The following is a 22,854-nucleotide window of genomic DNA, read 5'->3' as shown; positions in this document are numbered from 1 at the left end:
TGCGCCATGGCCCCCAACTGGCAAACAGCTCGTTGCGGGATTTCCAGGGGTAGTGACCCATCTCCCAGCCCAGCAACCTTGCCGGGGAAGGACTCCCCCATGGCGTGGCAGCAGATATAGTGATAAACAGGCGACCTCCGTCCCTATGGCCCAGCCCATCATCGAATTTCGCCACGTTCACAAAACCCTAGGTAGCCGGCCTGTCCTCAACGGCGTGAGTTTGGCGGTGTATCCTGGGGAAGCGGTGGCCATTATTGGACCATCGGGGGCCGGCAAATCCACAACTCTACGACTCATGGCGGGACTGATGGTGCCCGATGCGGGAGAAGTTTGGGTCAAAGGCCACCCCCAAGTCCTGGTCACCGAAGGGGAAAAAAGCCCAGCCCGCATCGGCATGGTATTTCAGGAAGCGGCCCTGTTTGACTCCCTCACCGTAGCCGAAAACGTAGGTTTTTTGCTGACCGAACACAGTCGCCTACCGCCAGAACGCATCCAGGAACTGGTGGAGCAAAGTTTAGAGCGCGTTGGACTCAAAGGCATCGGCGACCGCTATCCGGCGGAACTTTCGGGGGGCATGCGCCGGCGGGTGGCCCTAGCTCGGGCGATCATCGCAGACCCCGACACCCCCGACGACAATCTAGACATTTTGCTTTATGACGAACCCACCGCCGGCCTAGACCCCATCGCCGCCCATCGCATCGAAGACCTAATGCGCCATTTGCAAAAGTCCGTCCAGCACGCCGCCACCTACGTCGTCGTCACCCACCAAGAAAGCACCATTCGCCGGGCCGCCGACCGCATCTTACTGCTCTACGACGGTCAAATTCGCTGGGAAGGCACCCCCGCCGACCTGGACACCAGCGACAACCCCTATCTCACCCAGTTTCTGCGCGGTGAGCTACAGGGGCCGATTCGCCCGGTGGACTAGGGTGCTGGTAACCAAAAAAGTCAATCCGGTAATGGGTAATTTTCGTGCCCGTCTGCCGCTCCACCTGAGCAATCAACTCCGGCGGCAGCTCCACCCACACATCCTGAATCCGCTGCGTATCTAAGCAATGCACATGGCTATGGGGTTCGCTGATCCGGCCATAGAGACGCCCATCTGCCCGCTCGATACACTCGATTACCCCTTGGGACGCCAGGGCATCCAGATTCTGATACACCGACGTGTGGCCGATGTCCTGGCCCTGGGCATTCAACCGGTGGTAAATCTCCCGCGCCGACAAATGCTCCCCCGTTTGCCACAACAACTCCAAAATTGCCCGCCGCTGCTGACTTAAGCGCATCCCCAGCGCTTGACACCGCTGGATCGCCTCCGCCAACGACCGCACGCCCGTACCTTTACCGGCCATCACCCTACCCCTACGTTTGTTAAATCTTGGTTAATATACCCCCATGCCCCCATTATAACTCAAGGCAAAGTCATTTCCAGTACGGCTTGGGTCAGTAGTTAGGGCAAATCGTCGAGTTGATGGCCGGGATTGTCGGGTTATGGCTGAAGGCCGCACTGGCACCCCCAGTCACTGTATTACCAGCCCCTGTAGTTAGAAACGTCCCCAACTGGGCGTTAGTGGTAATCGGATTAGGCGTGGCATTGAAGAGAGCGACACCGCCGGCCACATGCAAAAAGCGGAAGTGGGTATTGAGGGCGTTAGGAGTGGTTGACGCATTACCTGCAATCCGTACACAAACTGGCCGGGTAGCTGTACCTGTATTAGCCTGGACAAAAACACCAGAAGAAGAACCATCGTTCGGTGAACCTGTCGGTGCAAAATTGCCGCCGCTAAAGTTGATCGTGTTATTGAGAATATCCACATTGACGTGATTGGGGTTGGGTATGGCCAGGTTATCGTTATAAATGCGGATACCGGTAGCTCCCGCTTGGCCTACTAAATTGGCTGACTGCACGTTGATCGTATTGTTGGCAACCAAAGCCCGACCAATCTCAGGATTTTGCCCCGCTTGTGGAAAGAGCAATTCCGTCCCCAGCAAAATGCCATCAGTAGTTAACGTAGTAGCATTGCCGGCCGTCACGCTGTTGTCACGAATAATAACACTTGGAGCACCGGGGGTAACCGTACCAATGCGCGGACTGCCACCTGGCAAATTAGAGACCACAGCATTCGCAACGATTCCCTGGGCCCGTGAACCCGCATTAGCGATAACGCCATTGACAGTATTACCCTGTATAGTTAAGTCACCAATTGTGTTATTGTTGACCGCACGCACCAATATACCAATGGCATCACGGAATGATGTAGCCGTTACCTCGACAGGAGAAATGGGACTACCCACCTGATTACCAGTAATTGACACATTGCCCATATTGCCTGGCGTTGGCCCAGATTGCGTAATTCCGGCTTGCACAACAATACCCCTAGCAGCCAGGGTGCCCTTGACCTGACCACTAGTACTGACATCTGAATTCCGTATAGTCACATCACCAAAAGTTGAACCGATACCCGTCTGTACCTCAATCCCATAGGCTCTACCCTGGACGCCAGTTGCCCGCACATCCTGAACACTTGTTCTTTCCGTTGGGTTGGCCGAGCCGATGGTGATATTGCCCACTGTACTGTTGAGGGCGCTGGGGGGAACTCGAACACTAATTCCGGCAGCAGTGGCCGTTGCCAGGATATTGCTAATTGTGTTCTGACCCGTAATACGAATATCCCCAATAGTCTGATTTGTAAATAGGAAACCTGGAAATCCCGTGGCTATGCTAATACCGGAACTATCAACCACAGCAGTGACATTATTCACTTTGATATTGCCAACATTAATCACCCCACTGCTAGCAATACTAGAGGCGGTAGCGCTGGCCACAATCCCTAAACCCGCTGCCCCATTAAAGGCTGAAGTATTTTGAATATCCAGATTTTCAATGTTGATAGTACCGTTCTGAGCAATGGTGGCATTATTGGCATTAAAGTTTGTTAGAATTGCCGCGCCAAAGGCCACCGAATTACCGAGGGGATTCGCCTCTGTATTGACGATCTGATGGCTGCCAGTGATATTGATAACGCCACCATTGGCAATCTTAGAATTTGCTCCTGTTGTACCGACAACCAATCCAATAGCTCTAAATCCACTAGTTTGGGTGTCAGTAATGACATTATTACCGGTAATACTCACGCTACCAATAGATGAATTAGCGCCATTAGTTGTGACACCAATCCCCCCTGCTTGGTCGCCGGACTTGGTTTGAGAAATGGTATTATTTCCCGTGATATTTACTACGCCGATTGTTGAATTATCTGCCGTTGTAAAAATACCAATTCCACCGGCAGTTGCATCCACAGTAGCCAGAGTAGTTGTATTGCTAATGGTATTGTTGGCGCTGACATTGACTTGACCAATCGTGGAACCTGGTGCGATAGTCGTTACTGCCAAGCCCAGGGCTGTAGCTTTATCAAAATCAGCTTGGGTGTTTTGGATAGTATTGCTACCGGTAATATTCACCACCTGGATCGTATCCTGTGTGGAAATGGCCACCCCTGATGCCCCATCACCGAGAGCGCCACCTGCTGTAGCTTTGGTATCATTAACCGTATTCGTGCCACCGATGGTAACTGTAGCAACATCGCCACCCTGAGTTGTCACATCTATCCCAACTGCTTTGGTTTGACCCGTGGTTCCCTGTACGTGGGAATTCAGGATAGATATACTGTTTGTATTACCTATAGCTTCTACGCGAATTCCCCGGGCATCTGGGGCGATTGTATCACTGATCCTACTGTCTGCAACCGTAACGCTTCCGCTTTTAACCGTAACCAAAATACCCCTGGCATCCTGCGAACTGGTGGTCTTTTCAACCTGATTATTGACAACAAATATATCTCCGGCTTTGACAAGCTGATTTTTGATAGACAAGGTGAAACTGCCGATTGAGCTGCTGGCGTTCTTTAATGCGATTCCCGTATCCTGGGCGTCGGTAATCTTGTTGGAAAGGATTACCGGGTTACTGTTGTTGGTACCGCTTATCCCGGCGCTGGCGCTGTTAGGGTTAATTGCCAAGCCCACAACAGCCTGGCGATTCCCACCCGCAACCAGTTGAATGTTTCCCTGAATCTGGGGTAAGGGTTGACCGTCATTGACCGTCAAGAAACTGTCAAAATCCACCGGCGGCCCACCCACTCCCCGCTGGGCAATAAACGGCAAGCTTCGGTTGAAGAAATTGGCCACCGGTGCCGAACTCGATACTAACTTCACCCCATCCCCGACGGAAAAACTACCCACTAAAGGCGCCAAAGCACTATTTTTTTGATAAATATAGGTCACCCCATTCCCACTAGCACCGGCGGCACTGCTCAAGGCAGCTGTTAGACCTGCTGGTGTCCCTGGGAATACCATCGGTGTCCCCCGCAAACCTGCCGGATTATCCGTCACGATGTAAAACTGATACGGCTGGTTGGTGTCGGGATTGATTGCCAAAATGTCGGTAATCCCCTCCGCGACATTTTGCACAATGATGGTGCTAGGTTTTTCCACAGGCTCATATAGCCGCTGGGCAAGCGTGGGTGCCTGGGGTTGGCGCGGATGACCCGGTAAGTTGATCCCCACTTGGAACGATACCCGCGTATCAAACACCCTATCATGCTGCACCCCCAAACCGAGGTTGAACCAGGCATGGTCGTAGCGTATTTCCCCCTTGACCCCAACTGTACTGGTGTAGGGGGACTCCAAGTAGTACACCCCTAGGCGTGGACGCATATAATCTGGCCCTACGGGAATGGTGGTATCTACGGCGATTTCCCAACCGGCCATCGTGCTATTAAAACGACGTTCCCGGCGCTCAAACACGTAAAAAGGGCCATCGAAGAAGTTGGCATCGAGTACTGTGCCTAAGCCAGCATCTGCCTGCCGCCGCCCGATGGGTAAAAAGCCGGTGACATAGGCCCCAAAGCGCTCCCGTTTGTACTCGGCGCCGACGCTGAGTTGGTGGAAGACGCGGCCTAGGACATCACGGTTGTCGTAGCCGATAAAGGTGCCGAAGAGGTCTTTGCGCCTAAGGGTACGCCAACCCACAATGACCGATGAACCGAGGCTGCCATTGTCGAAGATTTTCAGGTGGGGTTCCAGGAAGAAAAAGGAGGCCGTTTCCCGAGTCAAGGGAATACGTACCCCTAGACTGGTATGGCCGTCCTGTCCCCGTTCCTCACTGTGGTACTTCACAAACCCATGGGGCTGAATTGGCTGCGCCCAGACGGGATGGACACCGACAGACCATAGCAAACCACCCCCAAAAAACAACACCCGCAAACGCAAATGACAATCGGTTAAACCCATGAGTTACCTACTGCAAATTCAAAGGAGCGGCAATCTTGAGAAACGCTGAGTTTTAGCTGACAGCCCTAGCGCTTGGCCATCTGAGTACCCATCTATCGTAATGTATATTGATTTTGTAGTTCCAGTCAAGCTCATGGTAATCAATAGTCTCCGGCGCTGGTTGTTGCCCTTTGCGGACCCAGAGGTATTGTCCTGGTCGGCGGCGGCCCGCTGGTTGCAACGACTAACGTTTCTGTGGCTGGGGGTGGGCTTGGTGGTGCTATTTTCGGCATCCTTGCCTATGAGTTTGGCCGACCACGGGGATGGATTTTATTACATCAAGCGGCAGTTGGCCTGGGCAATATTGGGGGTCTTGGGCTACAGTGCGGTGTTGCGGCTGCCGCTGAAATGGTGGTGGCGGATGGCCGGACCGGGGTTGTTGGTGTGTACGGTGCTGATGGGGTTGACGCTATCCCATGGCACGGAGGTGAACGAAGCGAGTCGCTGGCTGGCGCTGGGGCCGTTGCTGGTGCAGCCGTCGGAACTGGTGAAACCCTTTCTCATCCTGCAAAGCAGTCGGCTCTTTGGCAATTGGTTCCACGTTTCCCCGATGGCACGGTTGTGTTGGCTGGGGGTGTTTGCCCTGGTGGTGGGCATGATTTTGCTGCAACCGAACCTGAGCATGGCGGGGCTGACGGGGATGACCCTGTGGGTGCTGGCGCTGGTGGCGGGGTTGCCCTGGTTTTATCTGGGAACTACGGCGGTCACGGGCGTGCTCCTGGCCGGGATCAGCCTGATGCTTAAAGACTACCAACGGCAACGGGTGGTATCTTTTCTCAATCCCTGGGCCGACCCCCTGGGGCATGGATATCAACTGGTGCAGAGTTTACTGGCGGTGGGGTCGGGGGGCCTGTGGGGCACGGGGCTGGGCCTGTCCCAACAGAAATGGTTTTTCTTGCCCATCCAGCACACGGATTTTATCTTCGCAGTCTTTGCTGAGGAATTCGGGTTGATTGGGGGGTTGCTGTTTTTGGCGTTTTTGCTGGTGTACGGGGGGTGGGGGCTGCGAGTGGCCCTGGCGACAGAAACGCAACCGGCCCTGCGTTTGGTGGCCCTGGGGGCAACGGTCTTGCTGGTGGGGCAGTCGTTGTTGAATATCGGCGTGGCGACGGGGGTGTTGCCCACTACGGGGTTACCCTTGCCGTTTTTTAGCTACGGGGGGAACTCCCTGTTGGCCAGTTTTCTCCTGGCGGGTCTGCTGGTGCGGGTGGCGCGGGAGGTGGACCGGGACGAGGTCATTCCCTGGCCCAAACGCTCACTACACTGGGGGTAGGGAAACGGTGACCGGCTATACCCCCTCCTGCGGTGAAACCAAAGCATCTGCGGCGCCGAACCCTTCTATCCCTGGGGATATTGGTGGCAGGGGTAGTGTTGACCTGGGCGCCGCTGCCGGGGGTATCCCGCAAGTGGTGGTGGTAGGAACGGAACTGCGGCAGGTGCTGGAAGCTTGGCAACCCCACTTTGAGCAACAACAGCCGGGCCTGCAATTAGAGTTGCATTTCCAGGGTTCCTAGGAGTTGGTCAATAACTACAAGGTATTTGTGCAACAGGGGTTTCGTCCGGTGATCAACCTGGCCCAGTGCCCGCCGGACCCTGGAGCCAAGGGATTCCCGGTGCAGCGGCTGCCCATGCCCCCAGCAGCGGTCCTGGAGGAATTGCAAAAGCAGTAGCAACGGCTCTAACGGCGGCCCAGTAGGTAGTACACCCGCATTTCGCCCTTGCCCTTGACCGGAATGACCCCCCGTTCCTGGAGGACAAATTCCGCCTTGAGCAGATGATAGGTGGCTTCCGAGACCTGAATGGTGTTGGGGTGGCCCACCATTTGCATGCGGCTGGCGGTGTTCACCGTATCCCCCCACAGGTCGTAGATGAACTTTTTGGTGCCGATGACCCCCGCCACTACTGGTCCGCTGTGCATACCGATCCGTACCCGCAACAGTCGTTGGGTGTTTTCATCCGCCTGTAAGGTAGCCAGCACGTCCAGGGCAAAAGCTGCCACCGCTTGAGCGTGGTCAGGACGGGACATGGGCAATCCCCCCACCACCATATAGGCATCGCCGATGGTTTTGATCTTCTCCAAGCCATGGCGTTCCGCCAGGTGATCAAACTGGGAGAACACCCCATTGAGGAGGGCCACCACCTCCTGGGCGGGCATGCGGGCGGCTAACGAGGTGAAATCCACAATATCGGCAAACAGCACCGTTACCGCCGGGAAATGGTCGGCAATCACCTGCTGGCCCTGCTTGAGCCGTTCCGCTACCGGTTTGGGCAGGATGTTGAGCAGTAAACGCTCGGACTTTTCCTGCTCTAAGCGCAGCAAACGGTGCTGTTCATCCAAAGATTGCAGGGCCTGGCGCAATTGGGCTTCCTTGGCTTTGCGCTGGTCCGTTTCGTGCTTGAGCCGCAAACAGGAACGCACCCGGGCCAGGAGTTCGATTTGGTGGGGTGGTTTGACGATGTAATCCGTTGCCCCCGCTTCAAACGCCGATTCCAGGTCGGACACCTCCACACTGGCGGTGACCATAATGACGGGAATATCGTGGAATGCGGGTTGGCTTTTCAGGTGGCGGCAGGCTTCGATGCCGTTGATTTTGGGCATGCTCACGTCCATGAGGATTAAATCCACAGGCTGCCGATGCAGGAGAGCGAAGGCCTCCTGGGCGCTATCGCAGGCGTACAGCCGTTGGAAACCCGCCGCCTTTAGGATGGCCAGTAAGGACAACCGCTGACTGGGAGAATCGTCCACAACCAAGATGGCCATCTCCGCTAGAGGACTGGCCGCTGTTTCCATAGGGGTCTGATTGCAGGGCTACCCGTATCCTAAGGCAAGACCTGGGACCCGAACCCATTTGTGCGGGAGGTTTTTAGGTTTGGGGCCGTTCATTACCGGAACTTAACCTGGGGATTCCCCGTTTGCCGGTAAACTAAAGGGCAGATGTACACGAGGAAGCCACCATGCACTTTGCCAGCAAGCCGCAACGGGCCTGCTACGAAAAAATCCGTCCTTGGATGCAAGAGCTATTCGGCGACCAGTTGGAAGTGCGGGATGATTTACCCATTTTTATCATCCCCCGGGGGTCGGCTTATGCTGCGGTAGAAGTATTGCCCTGGACCGAGAACGATGCCCTCATTTGTACCTGGTCCTACGTGGTCAAGGGCGCAGAACTCAAACCGGAACTGTTGCAGTACCTGTTGCGCAAAAACACGGAAATTCCCTTCGGGGCCTTCGGCATTGACGAGGACGGGGATATTTTGCTTGAGCACACGATAGTGGGTTCAACGTGTGACCCCAAGGAGCTGGAAACTTCCGCCCGTTCGATTATGGAAATGGCCGACCGCTTTGACGACGAAATCGCCGCCCTGGCGGGGGGCCAACGCGCGGCTGACCGCTTGGGGCTACAATCGTCATAAGGTTGCCGGTTTAGAAGAAACATCGTGAGGAGTGAACGTGATGACCACCAATCCACCCGACATGACCAATAAAAAGATACTGGCCGGTGTCCTGGCGATTGTGCTGGGTGCCCTGGGGGTGCATAAGTTTGTTCTGGGCTACACCACCGAGGGATTGATCATGCTGCTGGTGACCCTGGTCGGCGGCATCATCACCTGTGGTTTAGCCTCGGCGGCGATGGGAATTGTCGGCCTGATCGAAGGGATTATCTACCTCACCAAAAGTGACGAGGAATTTGCCCATACCTACATCTTCAACAAAAAGGGTTGGCTATAGGCGATGACGGCAGGGATGGTGGCAGGAGCCTGTCTGTGGGCGATTGCCCTGTACTGGGGGTTTATGGACCTCAACGATTGGATCTATGAACGCCTAGAGCGACGCTTGCCCTCGGCGCTGGCTTCCGTGGTGGCCATTTTGCCTCTCCTTGGGGTGGGTACGGCCTGGGAATGGGTTTTGGACGGGTCCCTGGGCAAAAGCTGGGGGGTCAGCTGTGCTCTGCTGGCGGCCATCGGGGCGGGGGTTTATGCCTTGGGGCGGCGCAGCGTGTCCTAGGGGGATTAGGGGATACAATAGAGCCATCCCGTCTTTCCCCAACCAATGGACACGCCCCGGCTGCACCCGGAAACCATCGAACAGGTGCGGCGAAAGTTAGACATTGTGGACATCGTTTCCACCCGGGTGGTGCTGCGGCGCCAGGGGAAGGATTTGGTGGGCCTATGTCCCTTCCACGACGATAAAAACCCCAGTTTTCATGTCAATCCCCAAAAGCAGCTCTATCACTGCTTCAGTTGTGGCGCCGGGGGGGATGCCATCAAGTTCCTGATGGAGCTAGGGAAAACCTCATTTCAAGAGGTGATCCTGGACCTGGCCCATCGCTATCAAGTTCCCATTCGTACCCTGGAGCCGGAACAACAAAAACAACTGCAACAGCAACTTGCCCGCCGGCAACAACTCTACGAAATCCTGGCCGTGGCCGCCCACTTTTACGCCTACGCCCTGGCTCAGAAGAACAATCAAATGGTGATGGATTACCTCACCCAAAAACGGCGGTTGACCCCGGAGACCATCCAGGCGTTTCAACTGGGTTATGCGCCCCACGGCTGGCAGACCCTCTACAGCTATCTGGTGGAACACAAGGGATTTCCAGCCCCCCTGGTGGCCGAGGCGGGGTTGATTGTGCCGCGCTCCAGCGGTGGCTACTACGACCGGTTCCGCAACCGCTTGATGATTCCCATTCGGGATGCCCAGGGGCGGGTGATTGGGTTTGGGGGCCGCAGTCTCGATGGCGAAGAACCCAAGTATCTCAACTCGCCGGAAACACCCCTGTTCAACAAAAGCCAGGTCCTGTTTGCCCTGGATAAGGCCAAGGAGGCCATTGCCCGCGCTGATGAGGTGCTGGTGGTGGAGGGTTATTTCGACGCCATAGCCCTGCACCAGGCCGGCCTGACCCACACCGTGGCCGTATTAGGAACTGCCTTGAACGCGGACCAGGTGCGATTGCTCCTGCGCTATACGGAATCCAAGCGGGTGATTCTGAACTTTGATGCGGACGCGGCCGGCCAAAAAGCGGTGGATCGGGTGATCGCCGAGGTGCAGACCATGGCCTACCGGGGGGAAGTGGCGTTGCACGTGTTGTATCTACCTGCTGGCAAGGACGCCGCCGACTACCTGCAAGAACACACCGCCGAAGACTACCAGGCCCTGGTGCGGGCGGCCCCCCTGTGGTTGGACTGGCAGATCAACCGGATTTTGCTGCAACGGGACAACCGCCGACCCGACCAGTTAATGGCCATTCTGCGGGAGTTAGCCGACCTGCTGCGTCAAATTCCCAATCCGGCCCTGCGCCTGCGCTACCTCAGTACAGCGGTCAACGACCTGAGCCAGGGAAACGCCCGGTTGGTATTGCAACTGGAGGCCTACCTGCGTCGGCTCCTGCGCCGGTGTGATGTTGCCCCACAGCGGTTTGTACCACCGGTGACCAGCGCCAATTTACTAGAGGCGGCCGAGGCCCAACTCCTGCGGATCTACCTACACTTGCCCCCCTATCGCCAAGCGGTGGTGGATGCCCTGGAGGAGTGGGATTTGGCCTTTGGTACGCCCCATCACCGCTGGCTATGGCAGCAAATTCGGGCGCTGGAGCAACGGGTTGCCCAAAGCGGTGGCGTGCCCTACACCCTGGACCTGATTCAGGCCCTGCAACGGCTCCACCAGGATTACCCCGAAGAAATGCGCCAGGTCCAGGGATTGTTCCAGCTCAACGAAGTGACGGCGTTAGAACTGCGCCAGCCCCCTTTGGTCATCCAATCGGCTGTGGCCACCATCGCCCGCGTGATCTGCGAAAAGAACTGCCAGCAGCTGCTTTCTCTGTGGCAGGAGCGCAGCCAATTGCTCAGTCAAACCCAGGACCTACAGGAGCGCCAGGCCCTTTTGGCCGAACTGCAACGCCTACAGGACTCCATCCAGGCGGAGAAAAGCTATTTGGAACACCTGGACCGGCAACGCTGCTGGCAACCTGCCCGTCCGAGCCTGGCGGCAACCGACCCCGGGCAGCCCTCCATTGAGATTGACACCGCTGATTGGTCGAGCTAAGCTAATCAGAAGACACATTACCCTCTTTTTTCTGGAGTCATCCACTACGGAACCCTTTGGTGGTTGTAGCCTGAGCGCTGCAATCAGCAGGGAGAAGTTCCGCGTTAGCCCAGGGGCAGGGGACAGGTCTGGTCGTGTAGGGGTGCTGAATTAGCGGTCTGGGCAGCTCATCTCCTGACTAACTACTGGGCACGGTGGGAACGTCAACGGCAAGCTCAAAGGAGGTGGGCTATGGGTCGGTATAGAGCCATATCCTGGCGATGGTGGATGTCCTCTGGTGAGAACCTCCTAGCTATTGGTGTCTTAGTCAAACGAAGACGTTGACGTTCGTAGGTTTAGTGGCCTTGCCATCTTGCGGGCATGGTACCGGCGGTGACCCGTTGAGGTAATCCAGAGAACCCCTATTGGCTTCAAAGCAGGACAGGGCAAATCCTGGCCTTGAGGATTAGTTTTGGCATTTTTTACGTCCAGACCGGCGGACAAAAAGGAGGCGGGGGCCATGCGGCTGTTTCGGTCGGGTGCTAGATCCCTGGATGAAGCCCCGTTCCCGCCCGGCGACCCAAGGCTTGACCGGCTCAAACTGGATGATTTCTTTGGCAAAGGAGGTGATAACCATGGGTCAACTGCAACAGTTCCTATACCCGGTGGCCCGTTACCGGGGAGCGATGGACGGCTACAGCGCCGAGTTCAACCGGCATTTGCAACTATTTGCCCAGCGGGTGACCTTTCTGGCCAGTTTGCACACGGGCGGTAAGCTCTCGACAGATGAGACCTACCGACAGCTATTGAGCTGCTGGAACGAATTGCGCCCTTACCTGTCCCTGGTGGTCGAGCACCAACCCCTGGAGACGGCGGCAGACTTCAGACCTCTGGAAGCCGATTAGCCTTGCCCTGGCTCCAGAACCTACAGGACAGGGCGCCTGGGAATGGCTGGGGGAAGTGCTTGTGGCCTGACCTTCCCCTGGCCAACCGGGTGATCCTAGATGCCGTGCTGGTTCCCCGGGTTCTGGTCAACCCTCCATCTTCCCAGCAACAGGTCCTGTTAGTTGCTACCTAGAGATGAGCATGACGGACAACGTGCTGAATCATTTGTTTGACCACCTGACCCGCCCAGAGGTCATGGCCTATCAGTTGCAGCGTTTGAGCGACTCGATGCTAGTGACCCAGCTGCCGGAACTGCCCCTACATCGCCAGGCCCTGGTGTTGCTACTCTTGCCCGATGACCGGGCGATGACCGTTTTTCAGCAACTGCCCCCTCCGCAACAGGCTCAACTGTTACAGGAATTGGACGTGCCTGAAGCCAAACAATTTTGGACTGCTCTGACCCCCCGACAGCAACAGGCCCTTCGTCCCTATCTGCTGACTGCTCCCGGCGGGCATACAGCGGTCATTCTACAGGAACCCCTGGACCAAGCCCCTTGAGGGCAGCTACGGGGCAGGCTTTCCAGCGTCGTTTCAACAGGGGCATCCCCTGGTGACAAAGTTGAATGATGACATACCCCACTGTACAGCCTATGATCAGGGGCGACAAAACCTTCAGAACCGGCAGCGTACAACCCAAACGGGACAAGCCAACGACAAGGGCATCATCCATGAACCCAACTAACAGGGGAATCAATGGGCGTAACGGAATACTCAAAGGGTCTTCAGCTTGGTTAGTCATTGTTACCTTGCAACAGATGAAAACCTACAAGTCAGCTCTCCAACAGCCAATTGGCTCAATCACCCCCCTTTTACCAAGCTAGCGCAACCCTAGACCGATCATTGTTAAGACGGCTTTAAGTTAGGGTTATAGGAAAGCGGGCCACCTCCCCTCCGCCGATGCAGGGACTGGTCCTCCAGGTGACGCAGACCCGGCTCTACCGGCGGACCTTGGCGCTAAAGCCCATGGCCTTAAATTGACTCAACTGCAACGGGGGTGGTTGATCCGCCGGAACCATCAGGGGCAGATGAAACTCGCTGATCCCCGGCGGGATTTCTTCGATGGTGCCGAGGCGCCCACGCTTAGGAATCGCTGGTTCCCCGTTAGCGTCATAAACCCGACCAAACACATCCGCGTCATACACCGTGCGGTTGGTGGGATTTTCCGCCTGACCGGTTACCCAGTAGCACCGCGCCGGCAGGGTATGACCCCCACTGGTGACCGCACCTTCCGCCAGTTCCGCCGGGCAATCACTCACCTGTAGGTTGAACAAGCGGACTTCCGTCAGAGCCAGGACCGGCGTGGTCAGCCCTCCCCAGATCACCACCACCGTCAGCCAAGCGACCAGTAACCGCAACACCAGACTCGCCCCTCCTTAATTTTTTTTGACTAGCCTACCAAAAATCTTACCTCCCCCCCTCTTAAACAAGTATTTACCCATGTCAAAGTCAGCAAAGAGTTATCACAAATATGTAATAAACGACCGCCAGTCCAGGGGAATTTTCTATAGTGATATTAGGCACCTAGAAGGCAGCAAAAAAGGGATCGAGACGTAGGTGCCCCGGTCGCGATCCTACCCACTTCCCGGCAGGGAGGGTGTAAACACAAGCGATTGCGCAGTCGTGTTGGTTGAACCCATTAGTGCTGAGTCAGGTGGCATAGATAGAGAGTCTCGTGTGGGTAACGACTCTGTAGTTGGGTCTGGATCGACCCAGGCCACCGTCAGCCCCGCAGTGAGAAGTTGGGTCCGTTATCCGTCAACCTCGTTTACTTCGTTTACCTAAAATACCTAACCTAAAAGTCGCTTGATGAAGATGCTTGGAGGGTTTGGCTCGACTAACAGCCAGACCCTTGCCGTGTTTATGGGGGTGCCGTTTTGCGCTAGCCTGAAAAACGGTGGTGGAGGAATAGGCATGACGGCATCCCCTGAACTCATCAAGCTGGCCAAGCAGGCGGTCGGGCAACAGGCGGCCCAGTTGGTGGCCTCCGGCATGGTGGTGGGGTTGGGGACGGGTTCAACAGCGGCCTTCATGATCCAGGCGCTGGGGGAACGGCTCCGGCGGGGTGAAATTCAAGGGGTGCGGGGTGTGCCCACCTCCTTTCAAGCGGCTGTTCTGGCCCGGCAGGCGGGGATTCCCCTGACAACCCTGGATGAGGTGGAGACGATTGACCTGGCCATTGACGGCGCCGATGAGGTGGACCCCCACAAGAATTTGATCAAGGGGGGAGGGGCGGCCCACACCCGGGAAAAGGTGGTGGATAGCCTGGCCCAGGAGTTCGTGGTGGTGGTGGACGAGTCCAAGCTGGTGGAGCGCCTGGGCAGTACCTTCCCGGTGCCGGTGGAGGTAATCCCCATGGCGGTAACGCCGGTGATGCGGGCCTTGGCCAGATTGGGGGGGCAGCCGGAGTTGCGCATGGCGGTGAAAAAGGACGGCCCGGTGATCACCGACCAGGGCAATATGGTGATAGATGTGAGGTTCCCGGCGATTCCCAACCCGGCGGATCTGGAAATGCGGATCAACAATATCCCGGGCGTGGTGGAGAATGGACTATTTGTCGGTCTAGCAGGGCGGGTGCTGATTGGCCAGGTGGTGGAGGGCCAAACCCAGGTGCGGGTGTGGTGAGGGAGATTCTGATACAATGCTTAACCGACGTGCGTGCGAGAACGGCATGGTGTGCAACCGGCCCCGGATTGCGGTAGATGCGATGGGAGGGGACTATGCGCCTGAGGAAATCGTCACCGGTGCCCTGCGCGCACAAGCCGAATTGGATGTGGAGATTTTGTTGGTCGGCCAGTCGGAGCGCCTGCAACCTCTGTTGGCCCAGCACCAGCACCGACTGACGATTATTCCGGCTCAGCAGGCCATTGCCATGCATGAGGAACCCCTGACGGCCCTACGCCAAAAGCCGGAGGCTTCGATCACGGTGGCCATGAACCTGGTGCGGGAGGGGCAGGCGGATGCGGTTTATTCGGCGGGTCATACGGGGGCGGTGATGGCGGCGGCGTTGTTGCACCTGGGGCGGTTACCGGGAATTGACCGACCGGCGATTGGGGTCACCCTGCCGACGTTAATCCCCGATAAATCGGTGTTGTTGCTGGATGTGGGGGCTAATGTGGATTGCCGGCCCAAATTTCTCAACCAGTTTGCCCTGATGGGTTCCATTTACAGCCAATGCGTACTGGGGGTGCCCCGGCCGAAGGTGGGTTTGCTGAATATCGGGGAAGAACCCTGCAAGGGCAATGACGTGGCGGTGCGAGCCTATCAACTCCTGGCCCAGAATCCCGAAATTGATTTTGTCGGCAATGCTGAGGGCCGGGATGTGATTTCCGGGGCCTATGATGTGGTGGTGTGTGATGGCTTCGTGGGCAACATCTTACTGAAATTTGCTGAGGGGGTGGGGCGGGTGATTGTGCAACTGCTGCGGGATGAACTGCCGCGGGGCTGGCGGGGAATGGTGGGGGTGCCCCTGCTGCGGGATAACCTGCGGCGGGTGAAGCAACGGTTGGACGACGCGGAACGGGGTGGTGCTTTGCTGCTGGGGGTGCCGGGGGTGTGTGTGATTGGCCACGGCAGTTCCCACGCACCCTCGGTTTTCAATGCCATCCGGCTGGCTGCTGAAGCCGTGGAGCAGCGGGTGGTGCAGCGGCTGGAGGAAAAAGTGGGTGCCTTGACCCGGCGGGATGGTCGCTAGTGCTGGGCGTGCGTTGGCTGGGAACGGGTCGGGCTGAGGGAGCCGGCGTACTGGATAATCACCAGTTGAGCCGGTTGGTGGACACCAGCGATGAATGGATCGTCACCCGCACCGGGATTCGCACGCGGCGCTTGGTCCACCCCGACCAGGGAGTGACGGATTTGGCGGTCCAGGCGGCGCAACAGGCCCTGACAGCAGCAGGTTGGCATCCCCTGGACATCGAGTTGATCATTCTGGCCACCTCCACACCCGATGATTTGTTTGGTTCGGCCAGCCTAGTGCAAGACCGGTTAGGGGCAAAACGGGCGGTGGCCTTTGACCTGACGGCGGCCTGCTCTGGGTTTGTGTACGGGGTGGTGACGGCGGCCCAATTTTTGAAGACGGGGGCCTATCGGCGGGCGGTGGTGATTGGGGCGGATGTGCTGTCGCGCTGGGTGGATTGGCAGGACCGGCGGACGTGTATTTTGTTTGGGGATGGGGCCGGTGCAGTGGCCTTGGCGGCAGATACCCCGGACGGTCTGCTGGGGTTTGAGTTGCAAAACGACGGCAGCCAGCACGCCTGTCTCACCCTGGCCTATGGGGGCAAACCCCAACCCCTGCTTGACGGTTTGACGGTCACCTGCGGCGCCTACCGGTCCATTGCCATGAACGGTCAGGAGGTCTATAAGTTTGCTGTCAAACGGGTGCCGGAGGTGATTGAAAAGGCGCTGTTCCGGGCCGGTTTGACCAGTGACCAGATTGATCACTTTGTATTGCATCAAGCGAATCAACGGATTTTGGATGCGGTGGCAGCCAGGCTGGGGGTGCCGGCGGCGCGGATGCTGAGCAATCTGGACCGGTATGGCAATACGTCGGCGGCTTCGATTCCCATCGTGCTGGATGAGGCGGTGCGCGCAGGGCGTATTCGCGTCGGTCAGACCCTGGTGCTGGCGGGCTTCGGGGCCGGGTTGACCCTGGGGGCGCTGGTCTGCCGCTGGGGTTAAACCGTTGCCTTTAGTAGGTGGTGCGCTTTAGACTGGGTCTGATGTCTGTCATTCAAGAGATAGGGTCATGGTGAATGGGGGTCTGTACCCGCTTTTGGCAAGTTTGGAGGTGGGGGAACATCTGTACTGGCGCTTGGGGAACTTAAAAGTCCACGGTCAGGTGTTAATTACCTCCTGGGTGGTGATGGCCTTGTTGATTGGCGCGGCGCTGCTGGCGACCCGTAACGCCCAACGGGTGCCCCACGGCTGGCAAAACTTTATGGAGTATGTCCTGGACTTTGTGCGCAATCTGGCCCGTAACCAGTTGGGGGAGAAGGAGTACCGGGCTTGGTTACCGTTTGTGGGGACGTTGTTTTTGTTTATTTTTACCTGTAACTGGACGGGGATTCTTGTGCCCTGGCGGTTGATTGAGCTACCGGCGGGGGAACTGGCGGCCAGCACCAATGACATCAATACCACGGCGGCCCTGGCGCTGCTGACCTCCTTGGCCTATTTTTATGCCGGGTTTAGTCGCAAGGGGTTGCTGGGGTATTTCAAGGGGTATTTGTACCCGTCCCCCATCATGCTGCCGTTTAAGGTGATTGAGGATTTCACTAAACCCTTGTCCCTGAGCTTCCGTCTTTTTGGGAATATCCTGGCGGACGAATTGGTGGTGGGGGTGCTGGTGTTGTTGGTGCCGGTGCTGGTGCCCGTGCCGTTGATGGTGCTGGGGTTGTTCCTGAGCGGGATTCAGGCGGTGATTTTCGCCACTCTGGCAGCCACCTATATCGCCGAAGCCCTAGAGGACCACGAGCACCACGAGGAAACCGAAGGGGAAATGGCCTAAGATTGTTGTGGGACTGGGAACAAAACCTGGTATGGTGATCTGCGGGGAGTTTATATCCCGTTACAGTTAACTGAGTGCGAGGATGAGCGTATGGATGGACTGACGTCTGCTGCTTCGGTGATCGCGGCCAGTTTGGCGGTGGGTCTGGCTTCCCTGGGGCCGGGTTTGGGCCAGGGGAATGCGGCGAGTCGCGCCGTGGAGGGGATTGCCCGCCAGCCGGAAGCGGATGGGAAAATTCGGGGTACTTTACTGCTGAGCTTGGCCTTTATGGAGGCGTTGACGATTTACGGCCTGGTGGTGGCTTTGATCCTGCTGTTTGCCAACCCGTTTGCGGGCTAGGGGAGGTTCAAGGGGCATGACCGTATTGCCGGGTTTGCTGGCTGAAGCCGGGGGTTTGTTTGACCTAGACGCCACCCTGCCCGTCATGGCGGTGCAGTTTCTGGTGCTGGTGGCCATTTTGAATCAGGTGTTCTACCGGCCCCTGTTGCGGGTGGTGGATGAGCGGGAGGAGTACATCCGGTCGAACCGGGCCCAGGCCAAGGAGTTGCAGGCGAAGGCGGCAGAACTCACCCGGCAGTATGACCAGGAACTGGCCCTGGCGCGACGGGAAGCGCAACAGATGGTGAACACCGCCCAGGCGCAGGCTAAACAGGAGGCCCAGGCCCAAATTCGGGTGGCCCAGCAGGAGGCCCAAGCCCAGTTGACCCAGGCCCGGGCGGAATTGGCCGTCCAGCAGGAAAAGGCTCTGGCCCAACTGGAACCCCAAGTGCAGAGCCTGGGCGAGGCAATTTTGGCGAAATTGTTGGGTTGAGCTATGGATGCCCTACTTTTGGCCACGACAGCGGAGGCAACAGGGGTGCAATTCAACCCCGACCTCCTGGGGAGCAATACCCTGAACATTCTGGTGGTGCTGGGCCTGCTGGTGTATTACGGGCGGGGTTTTCTGGGGCGGTTATTGCAGGAGCGGCAACAGAGCATTGCCCAGGCCATCGCCCAGGCGGAAACGGCTCAACGGGAGGCGCACCAGGCCTTCGTGACGGCCCAGCAGAATTTGGCCCAAGCCCAAGCCCGGGCAGAACAGATCCGGCAAGAGGGACGGGCCAAAGCGGAACAGATGCGGGAGGCGATTCTGGCCCAAGCGGCTCAAGAGGCAGAACGGATTGGTTTACAAGCGCAACGCCGCATCGAGGTGGAACAGGCCCAAGCGATTGCGGCCGTTCGCCAGCGCTTGACCGAACTGACCTTGGCCTACGTCACGGCCCAACTGCAACAGCGGTTGACCCCGGAACAACAGGCCCGGTTGATCGATGCGGGGATTGCCCGGTTGGGAGGTGACCTATGACGGTGGCCGTAGCCCGTTTAGCAGAACCCTACGCCGAGGCCTTGATCGACCTGGCCCAAGCCCGTAACCAGGTGGAGACCATCGAACAGGAGCTGGTGGGCCTGAAGCAACTACTCCGGCAGGTACCGGAATTGGCGAACCTCCTGCGGCGGCCTACGGTGCTGGCGGAGCGGAAAAAAGCCCTCCTACGGCAAATTTTCGGTGGGCGGATGCAGCCGGTGGTTTTGAATTTTCTGTTGCTGTTGATTGACCGGGGACGTATTGTCCTGCTGGAGCGCATCATTCAGGTGTTTCAGGAGCGGGCCAGGCAGGTGCGGGGAACCCGGTTGGCGCGGGTACGGGCAGCGGTGCCCTTGACCCCCGACCAAGCGGAACGACTCAGCCGGCGGTTGGCCCAGCTCAGCGGCGCTCGCCAGGTGGAATTGGAGGTGCAGGTGGACCCCTCGCTGCTGGGGGGGTTTACGGTGCAGTTGGGTTCCCAATTTTTAGACACCAGTTTGCGGAGTCAGTTGCAGCGGCTGGCTCTACGATTGAGTCAAAGTGTTGTCTAGTCCCCAGGTAAGGAAGGAAGGTTATGATTAGCATTCGCCCTGATGAAATCAGCCAGATTATCCGCCAGCAGATCGAGCAGTACGACCAAGTTGTGGAGACCACCAATATCGGTACGGTGCTGCAGGTGGGGGATGGCATTGCCCGGATTTACGGCCTGGATCAGGTGATGGCCTCGGAGTTGCTGGAGTTTGAAGACGGCACCATCGGCATTGCCCTCAATCTGGAGCAGGACAATGTGGGGGCGGTGCTGATGGGGGACGGGCGCAACATTTCTGAAGGGAGCACGGTAAAGGCCACGGGGAAAATCGCCCAGGTGCCGGTGGGGGAAGCTCTCATTGGGCGGGTGGTCAATCCCCTGGGGCAACCCCTGGATGGCAAAGGCCCGATTGAGACCACCGAGAGCCGATTGATCGAGTCGCCGGCGCCGGGGATTGTGGCCCGTCGGTCGGTGTACGAACCCTTGCAGACGGGGATTACGGCCATTGACGCCATGATTCCCATCGGGCGGGGACAGCGGGAGTTGATCATTGGCGACCGGCAAACGGGGAAGACGGCCATTGCCCTGGATACCATCCTGAATCAAGCTGACCAGGACGTAATCTGTGTGTACGTGGCGATTGGGCAGAAGGCCTCCTCGGTGGCTCAGGTGGTGGGGGTGCTCGAAGAACGGGGCGCCATGAAGTACACCATTGTGGTGGCGGCCAACGCCGATGACCCGGCCACGTTGCAGTACCTGGCTCCCTACAGCGGCGCCTCCATGGCGGAGTATTTCATGTACAAGGGCAAGGCGACCCTGGTGATCTACGACGACCTATCGAAGCAGGCCCAGGCCTACCGGCAGATGTCCCTGTTGCTGCGGCGGCCGCCGGGGCGGGAGGCTTATCCGGGGGATGTGTTTTACCTGCACTCCCGGTTGTTGGAGCGGGCGGCCAAGCTAAATGACGCCCTGGGCGGGGGGAGTATGACGGCCCTGCCCATTGTGGAAACCCAGGCGGGGGACGTGGCGGCCTACATTCCCACCAATGTGATTTCCATTACCGACGGGCAGATTTTCCTGTCGGCGGACCTGTTCAATGCGGGGGTGCGGCCGGCGATCAACGTGGGGATTTCCGTGTCCCGGGTGGGGTCGGCGGCTCAGATCAAGGCCATGAAGCAGGTGGCGGGCAAGTTAAAGCTGGAGCTGGCCCAGTTTGCCGAGCTGGAGGCCTTCGCCCAATTTGCCTCCGATTTGGACAAGGCCACCCAGGAGCAACTGGCGCGGGGGCAACGGATCCGGGAAATGCTCAAGCAGCCCCAGTTTTCGCCAATTCCAGTGGAGGAGCAGGTGGCCATGATCTACACCTGTACCAACGGCTATGTAGACGATTTGGCCCTGGCCCAAGTGCAACCCTTCCTAACGGGGCTGCGGGAATACCTGCGCACCAACAAACCCCAGTTTGGGGAAATCATCCGCACCAAGAAACAACTGACGCCGGAGGCGGAAACCCTGCTCAAGGAAGCCATCAGCGAATACAAAGCCAGCTTTACGGCCTAGGGGGGATGGAGCGATGCCGAGTTTAAAAGCGATTCGGGACCGGATCAATTCGGTCAAGAACACCCGTAAGATTACGGAAGCCATGCGGTTGGTGGCAGCGGCCAAGGTACGGCGGGCGCAGGAGCAAGTGCTGGCCACCCGTCCTTTTGCTGACCGGCTAGCCCAGGTATTGTACGGCCTACAGTCGCGGTTGCAGTTGGAGAATCTGGATGTGCCTTTGTTGCAGCAGCGACTGGTGCGGCGGGTGGCCCTGGTGATCCTGTCGGGGGACCGGGGGTTGTGCGGGGCCTACAACGCCAATGTCATTCGCCGGGCCGACCAGCGGATTCAGGAGCTAAGGGAGTTGGGATTGGACTACACCCTAGTGCCGGTGGGGCGCAAGGCCACCCAGTATTTCAGCCGCCGGCAACACCCGATTAACCGCTCCTTTACCGGCCTAGAGCAAATTCCCACCGCCGCCGAGGCCCGCCGGATCAGCCAGGAGATGCTCAGTCTGTTTCTGTCGGAGGATGTGGACCGGGTGGAACTGATCTATACCCGCTTTGTCTCCCTGATCAGCTCCCGACCGGTGGTGCAGACCATCCTGCCCATGTCCCTCCAGGGTCTGGAACCCCAGGATGACGAAATTTTCCGATTGACCACCCGGGAGGGACGATTTGCGGTGGAACGGCGTCCCCAAGCGCAACCACCGGGTCTGGTGTTTCCCCAGGAAATGCTCTTCGAGCAGGACCCAGTGCAAATTTTTAGCGCCCTCTTGCCCCTTTACCTAAACAACCAAGTGTTGCGGGCGTTGCAAGAGGCTGCCGCCAGCGAACTGGCTGCCCGGATGACCGCCATGAGTAACGCCAGCGATAACGCCAAGACCCTGATCAAAAACCTGACCATCTCCTACAATAAGGCCCGACAGGCGGCCATCACCCAACAGATTATGGAGGTGGTGTCCGGGGCCAACGCCCTGAAGGATTAGAGTTACTCGGACACCTTGTTCTGGTCGGTGATGCGCTGGAATAGGTACCCCGTGCCCCGGGCCGTCAGGATCAGATCCGGGTTGCTGGGGTCGTCCTCCAACTTGGCCCGCAGGCGGGAGATATGTACGTCCACCACCCGGGTATCCACGTGGCGCTCCGGCGTGTAGCCCCAGACCTCCTGGAGGATGTCCGTGCGGGAGAAAGGTTCCCCAGAGCGGCTCACCAACAACTCCAACAGGCTGAACTCCATCCCTGTCAGCCGGATACGCTCGTTGTTTTTGTAGACCTGGCGTTTATTCAGGTCAATTTTGAGGTTGTTGATCACGATCACGCCCGAGCTGGGGATACTGTTGGAGCTGCCGTTTTTCTCCACCCGGCGCAGGACCGAACGGATGCGGGCTTCCAACTCCTTGGGGGAGAAGGGCTTGACCACGTAATCATCCGCCCCTAGCTCCAAACCGGTGATGCGGTCCGCCACATCCCCCAGGGCCGTCAGCATGATGATGGGGACATCCGACTCCTTGCGCAACTCTTGACAGACCCCATAGCCGTCCAACTTGGGCATCATGACGTCCAAAACCACCAGGTGTGGGTGCTCCCGCCGAAAAACGGTGAGGGCTTCCTCCCCATCGGCCGCCGTCACCACCTCATAGCCGATCATGGAAA

General features: G+C 57.8%; 24 protein-coding genes. 19 read left to right on the top strand and 5 right to left on the bottom strand.

All coding sequences use genetic code 11. The features are described 5' to 3' along the window. The first annotated feature begins 145 nt into the window (after positions 1–145). The gene (locus tag Q6L55_07770; protein MEN9258607.1) at positions 146–928 is read left to right on the top strand and encodes an ABC transporter ATP-binding protein; all 783 of its coding nucleotides are present in this window, start codon (positions 146–148) and stop codon (positions 926–928) included. On the opposite strand, the gene Q6L55_07765 is transcribed toward Q6L55_07770, so the two are convergent. Further along, entirely contained in the window at positions 876–1,352 is a 477-nt protein-coding gene (locus Q6L55_07765) for a Fur family transcriptional regulator (protein MEN9258606.1), read from the bottom strand. The two genes, Q6L55_07770 and Q6L55_07765, sit on opposite strands and share 53 nt — an antisense overlap. A gap of 91 nt (positions 1,353–1,443) precedes the next feature. Continuing rightward, positions 1,444–5,289 (bottom strand): hypothetical protein, encoded by a 3,846-nt coding sequence (locus Q6L55_07760; protein MEN9258605.1) that lies wholly within the window; start codon positions 5,287–5,289, stop codon positions 1,444–1,446. A gap of 133 nt (positions 5,290–5,422) precedes the next feature. On the opposite strand from Q6L55_07760, the gene Q6L55_07755 reads away from it, so the two are divergent. Both Q6L55_07755 and Q6L55_07750 read left to right on the top strand, forming a co-directional pair. After that, complete coding sequence (locus Q6L55_07755; protein MEN9258604.1) at positions 5,423–6,601, top strand: FtsW/RodA/SpoVE family cell cycle protein; 1,179 nt, start codon at positions 5,423–5,425, stop codon at positions 6,599–6,601. Between the two features lie 244 nt (positions 6,602–6,845). After that, entirely contained in the window at positions 6,846–6,998 is a 153-nt protein-coding gene (locus Q6L55_07750) for a hypothetical protein (GenBank protein MEN9258603.1), read from the top strand. Between the two features lie 8 nt (positions 6,999–7,006). Here the strand turns inward: Q6L55_07750 and Q6L55_07745 are convergent, their stop codons facing one another. After that, a complete protein-coding gene (locus tag Q6L55_07745; GenBank protein MEN9258602.1) occupies positions 7,007–8,119 on the bottom strand; it encodes an adenylate/guanylate cyclase domain-containing protein in 1,113 nt (370 codons plus the stop codon). Between the two features lie 164 nt (positions 8,120–8,283). On the opposite strand from Q6L55_07745, the gene Q6L55_07740 reads away from it, so the two are divergent. From Q6L55_07740 to Q6L55_07715, 6 genes are all read left to right on the top strand, one after another. Then, a complete protein-coding gene (locus Q6L55_07740; GenBank protein MEN9258601.1) occupies positions 8,284–8,739 on the top strand; it encodes a YbjN domain-containing protein in 456 nt (151 codons plus the stop codon). Between the two features lie 40 nt (positions 8,740–8,779). Continuing rightward, positions 8,780–9,055, top strand: coding sequence for a TM2 domain-containing protein (locus Q6L55_07735; protein MEN9258600.1), 276 nt, complete (start codon positions 8,780–8,782; stop codon positions 9,053–9,055). 3 nt (positions 9,056–9,058) lie between these two features. Further along, complete coding sequence (locus tag Q6L55_07730) at positions 9,059–9,331, top strand: hypothetical protein (GenBank protein ID MEN9258599.1); 273 nt, start codon at positions 9,059–9,061, stop codon at positions 9,329–9,331. 45 nt (positions 9,332–9,376) lie between these two features. Continuing rightward, on the top strand, positions 9,377–11,368 hold the full coding sequence (gene dnaG / locus Q6L55_07725; GenBank protein ID MEN9258598.1) for a DNA primase: 1,992 nt from the start codon (positions 9,377–9,379) through the stop codon (positions 11,366–11,368). 614 nt (positions 11,369–11,982) lie between these two features. Continuing rightward, a complete protein-coding gene (locus Q6L55_07720; GenBank protein MEN9258597.1) occupies positions 11,983–12,252 on the top strand; it encodes a hypothetical protein in 270 nt (89 codons plus the stop codon). A 175-nt stretch (positions 12,253–12,427) separates the two neighbouring features. Continuing rightward, positions 12,428–12,790: a hypothetical protein gene (locus Q6L55_07715; protein MEN9258596.1), complete on the top strand. Its 363-nt coding sequence runs from the start codon at positions 12,428–12,430 to the stop codon at positions 12,788–12,790. A 437-nt stretch (positions 12,791–13,227) separates the two neighbouring features. Here Q6L55_07715 and Q6L55_07710 read toward each other — a convergent pair whose 3' ends face one another. After that, entirely contained in the window at positions 13,228–13,650 is a 423-nt protein-coding gene (locus tag Q6L55_07710; GenBank protein ID MEN9258595.1) for a hypothetical protein, read from the bottom strand. 553 nt (positions 13,651–14,203) lie between these two features. Here Q6L55_07710 and rpiA point away from each other — a divergent pair. The 10 genes from rpiA (at position 14,204) to Q6L55_07660 (ending at position 22,187) form a co-directional block, all read left to right on the top strand. Then, positions 14,204–14,914 carry a ribose-5-phosphate isomerase RpiA gene (rpiA, locus tag Q6L55_07705; GenBank protein MEN9258594.1) on the top strand — a complete coding sequence of 237 codons (711 nt, stop codon included), beginning with the start codon at positions 14,204–14,206 and terminating at the stop codon, positions 14,912–14,914. A 46-nt stretch (positions 14,915–14,960) separates the two neighbouring features. Continuing rightward, positions 14,961–15,983 carry a phosphate acyltransferase PlsX gene (plsX, locus tag Q6L55_07700; GenBank protein MEN9258593.1) on the top strand — a complete coding sequence of 341 codons (1,023 nt, stop codon included), beginning with the start codon at positions 14,961–14,963 and terminating at the stop codon, positions 15,981–15,983. A gap of 8 nt (positions 15,984–15,991) precedes the next feature. Then, positions 15,992–16,966 carry a beta-ketoacyl-ACP synthase III gene (locus tag Q6L55_07695; GenBank protein MEN9258592.1) on the top strand — a complete coding sequence of 325 codons (975 nt, stop codon included), beginning with the start codon at positions 15,992–15,994 and terminating at the stop codon, positions 16,964–16,966. A gap of 67 nt (positions 16,967–17,033) precedes the next feature. Next, on the top strand, positions 17,034–17,792 hold the full coding sequence (gene atpB / locus Q6L55_07690) for a F0F1 ATP synthase subunit A (protein MEN9258591.1): 759 nt from the start codon (positions 17,034–17,036) through the stop codon (positions 17,790–17,792). Positions 17,793–17,882: 90 nt separating this feature from the next. Next, the gene (gene atpE, locus Q6L55_07685) at positions 17,883–18,131 is read left to right on the top strand and encodes an ATP synthase F0 subunit C (GenBank protein MEN9258590.1); all 249 of its coding nucleotides are present in this window, start codon (positions 17,883–17,885) and stop codon (positions 18,129–18,131) included. A 16-nt stretch (positions 18,132–18,147) separates the two neighbouring features. Continuing rightward, a complete protein-coding gene (locus tag Q6L55_07680; GenBank protein ID MEN9258589.1) occupies positions 18,148–18,603 on the top strand; it encodes a F0F1 ATP synthase subunit B' in 456 nt (151 codons plus the stop codon). 3 nt (positions 18,604–18,606) lie between these two features. Next, positions 18,607–19,134 carry a F0F1 ATP synthase subunit B gene (locus tag Q6L55_07675; GenBank protein MEN9258588.1) on the top strand — a complete coding sequence of 176 codons (528 nt, stop codon included), beginning with the start codon at positions 18,607–18,609 and terminating at the stop codon, positions 19,132–19,134. Continuing rightward, positions 19,131–19,685 carry an ATP synthase F1 subunit delta gene (gene atpH, locus Q6L55_07670; GenBank protein ID MEN9258587.1) on the top strand — a complete coding sequence of 185 codons (555 nt, stop codon included), beginning with the start codon at positions 19,131–19,133 and terminating at the stop codon, positions 19,683–19,685. Before Q6L55_07675 ends, atpH begins: the two co-directional genes overlap by 4 nt. 23 nt (positions 19,686–19,708) lie before the next feature. Beyond that, positions 19,709–21,220: a F0F1 ATP synthase subunit alpha gene (gene atpA, locus Q6L55_07665; protein MEN9258586.1), complete on the top strand. Its 1,512-nt coding sequence runs from the start codon at positions 19,709–19,711 to the stop codon at positions 21,218–21,220. Positions 21,221–21,233: 13 nt separating this feature from the next. Continuing rightward, a complete protein-coding gene (locus Q6L55_07660; protein ID MEN9258585.1) occupies positions 21,234–22,187 on the top strand; it encodes a F0F1 ATP synthase subunit gamma in 954 nt (317 codons plus the stop codon). 2 nt (positions 22,188–22,189) lie between these two features. Here Q6L55_07660 and Q6L55_07655 read toward each other — a convergent pair. Continuing rightward, positions 22,190–22,854 (bottom strand): response regulator transcription factor (locus Q6L55_07655; protein MEN9258584.1); only part of this gene is annotated, 665 nt, incomplete at its 5' end.

Origin of the sequence: Gloeomargarita sp. SRBZ-1_bins_9, from assembly GCA_039794565.1 — a bacterium.
Lineage (GTDB): Bacteria > Cyanobacteriota > Cyanobacteriia > Gloeomargaritales > Gloeomargaritaceae > Gloeomargarita.
Note: the sequence above shows the minus strand (reverse complement) of the source record. Positions and strands in the feature narration are given on the sequence as shown.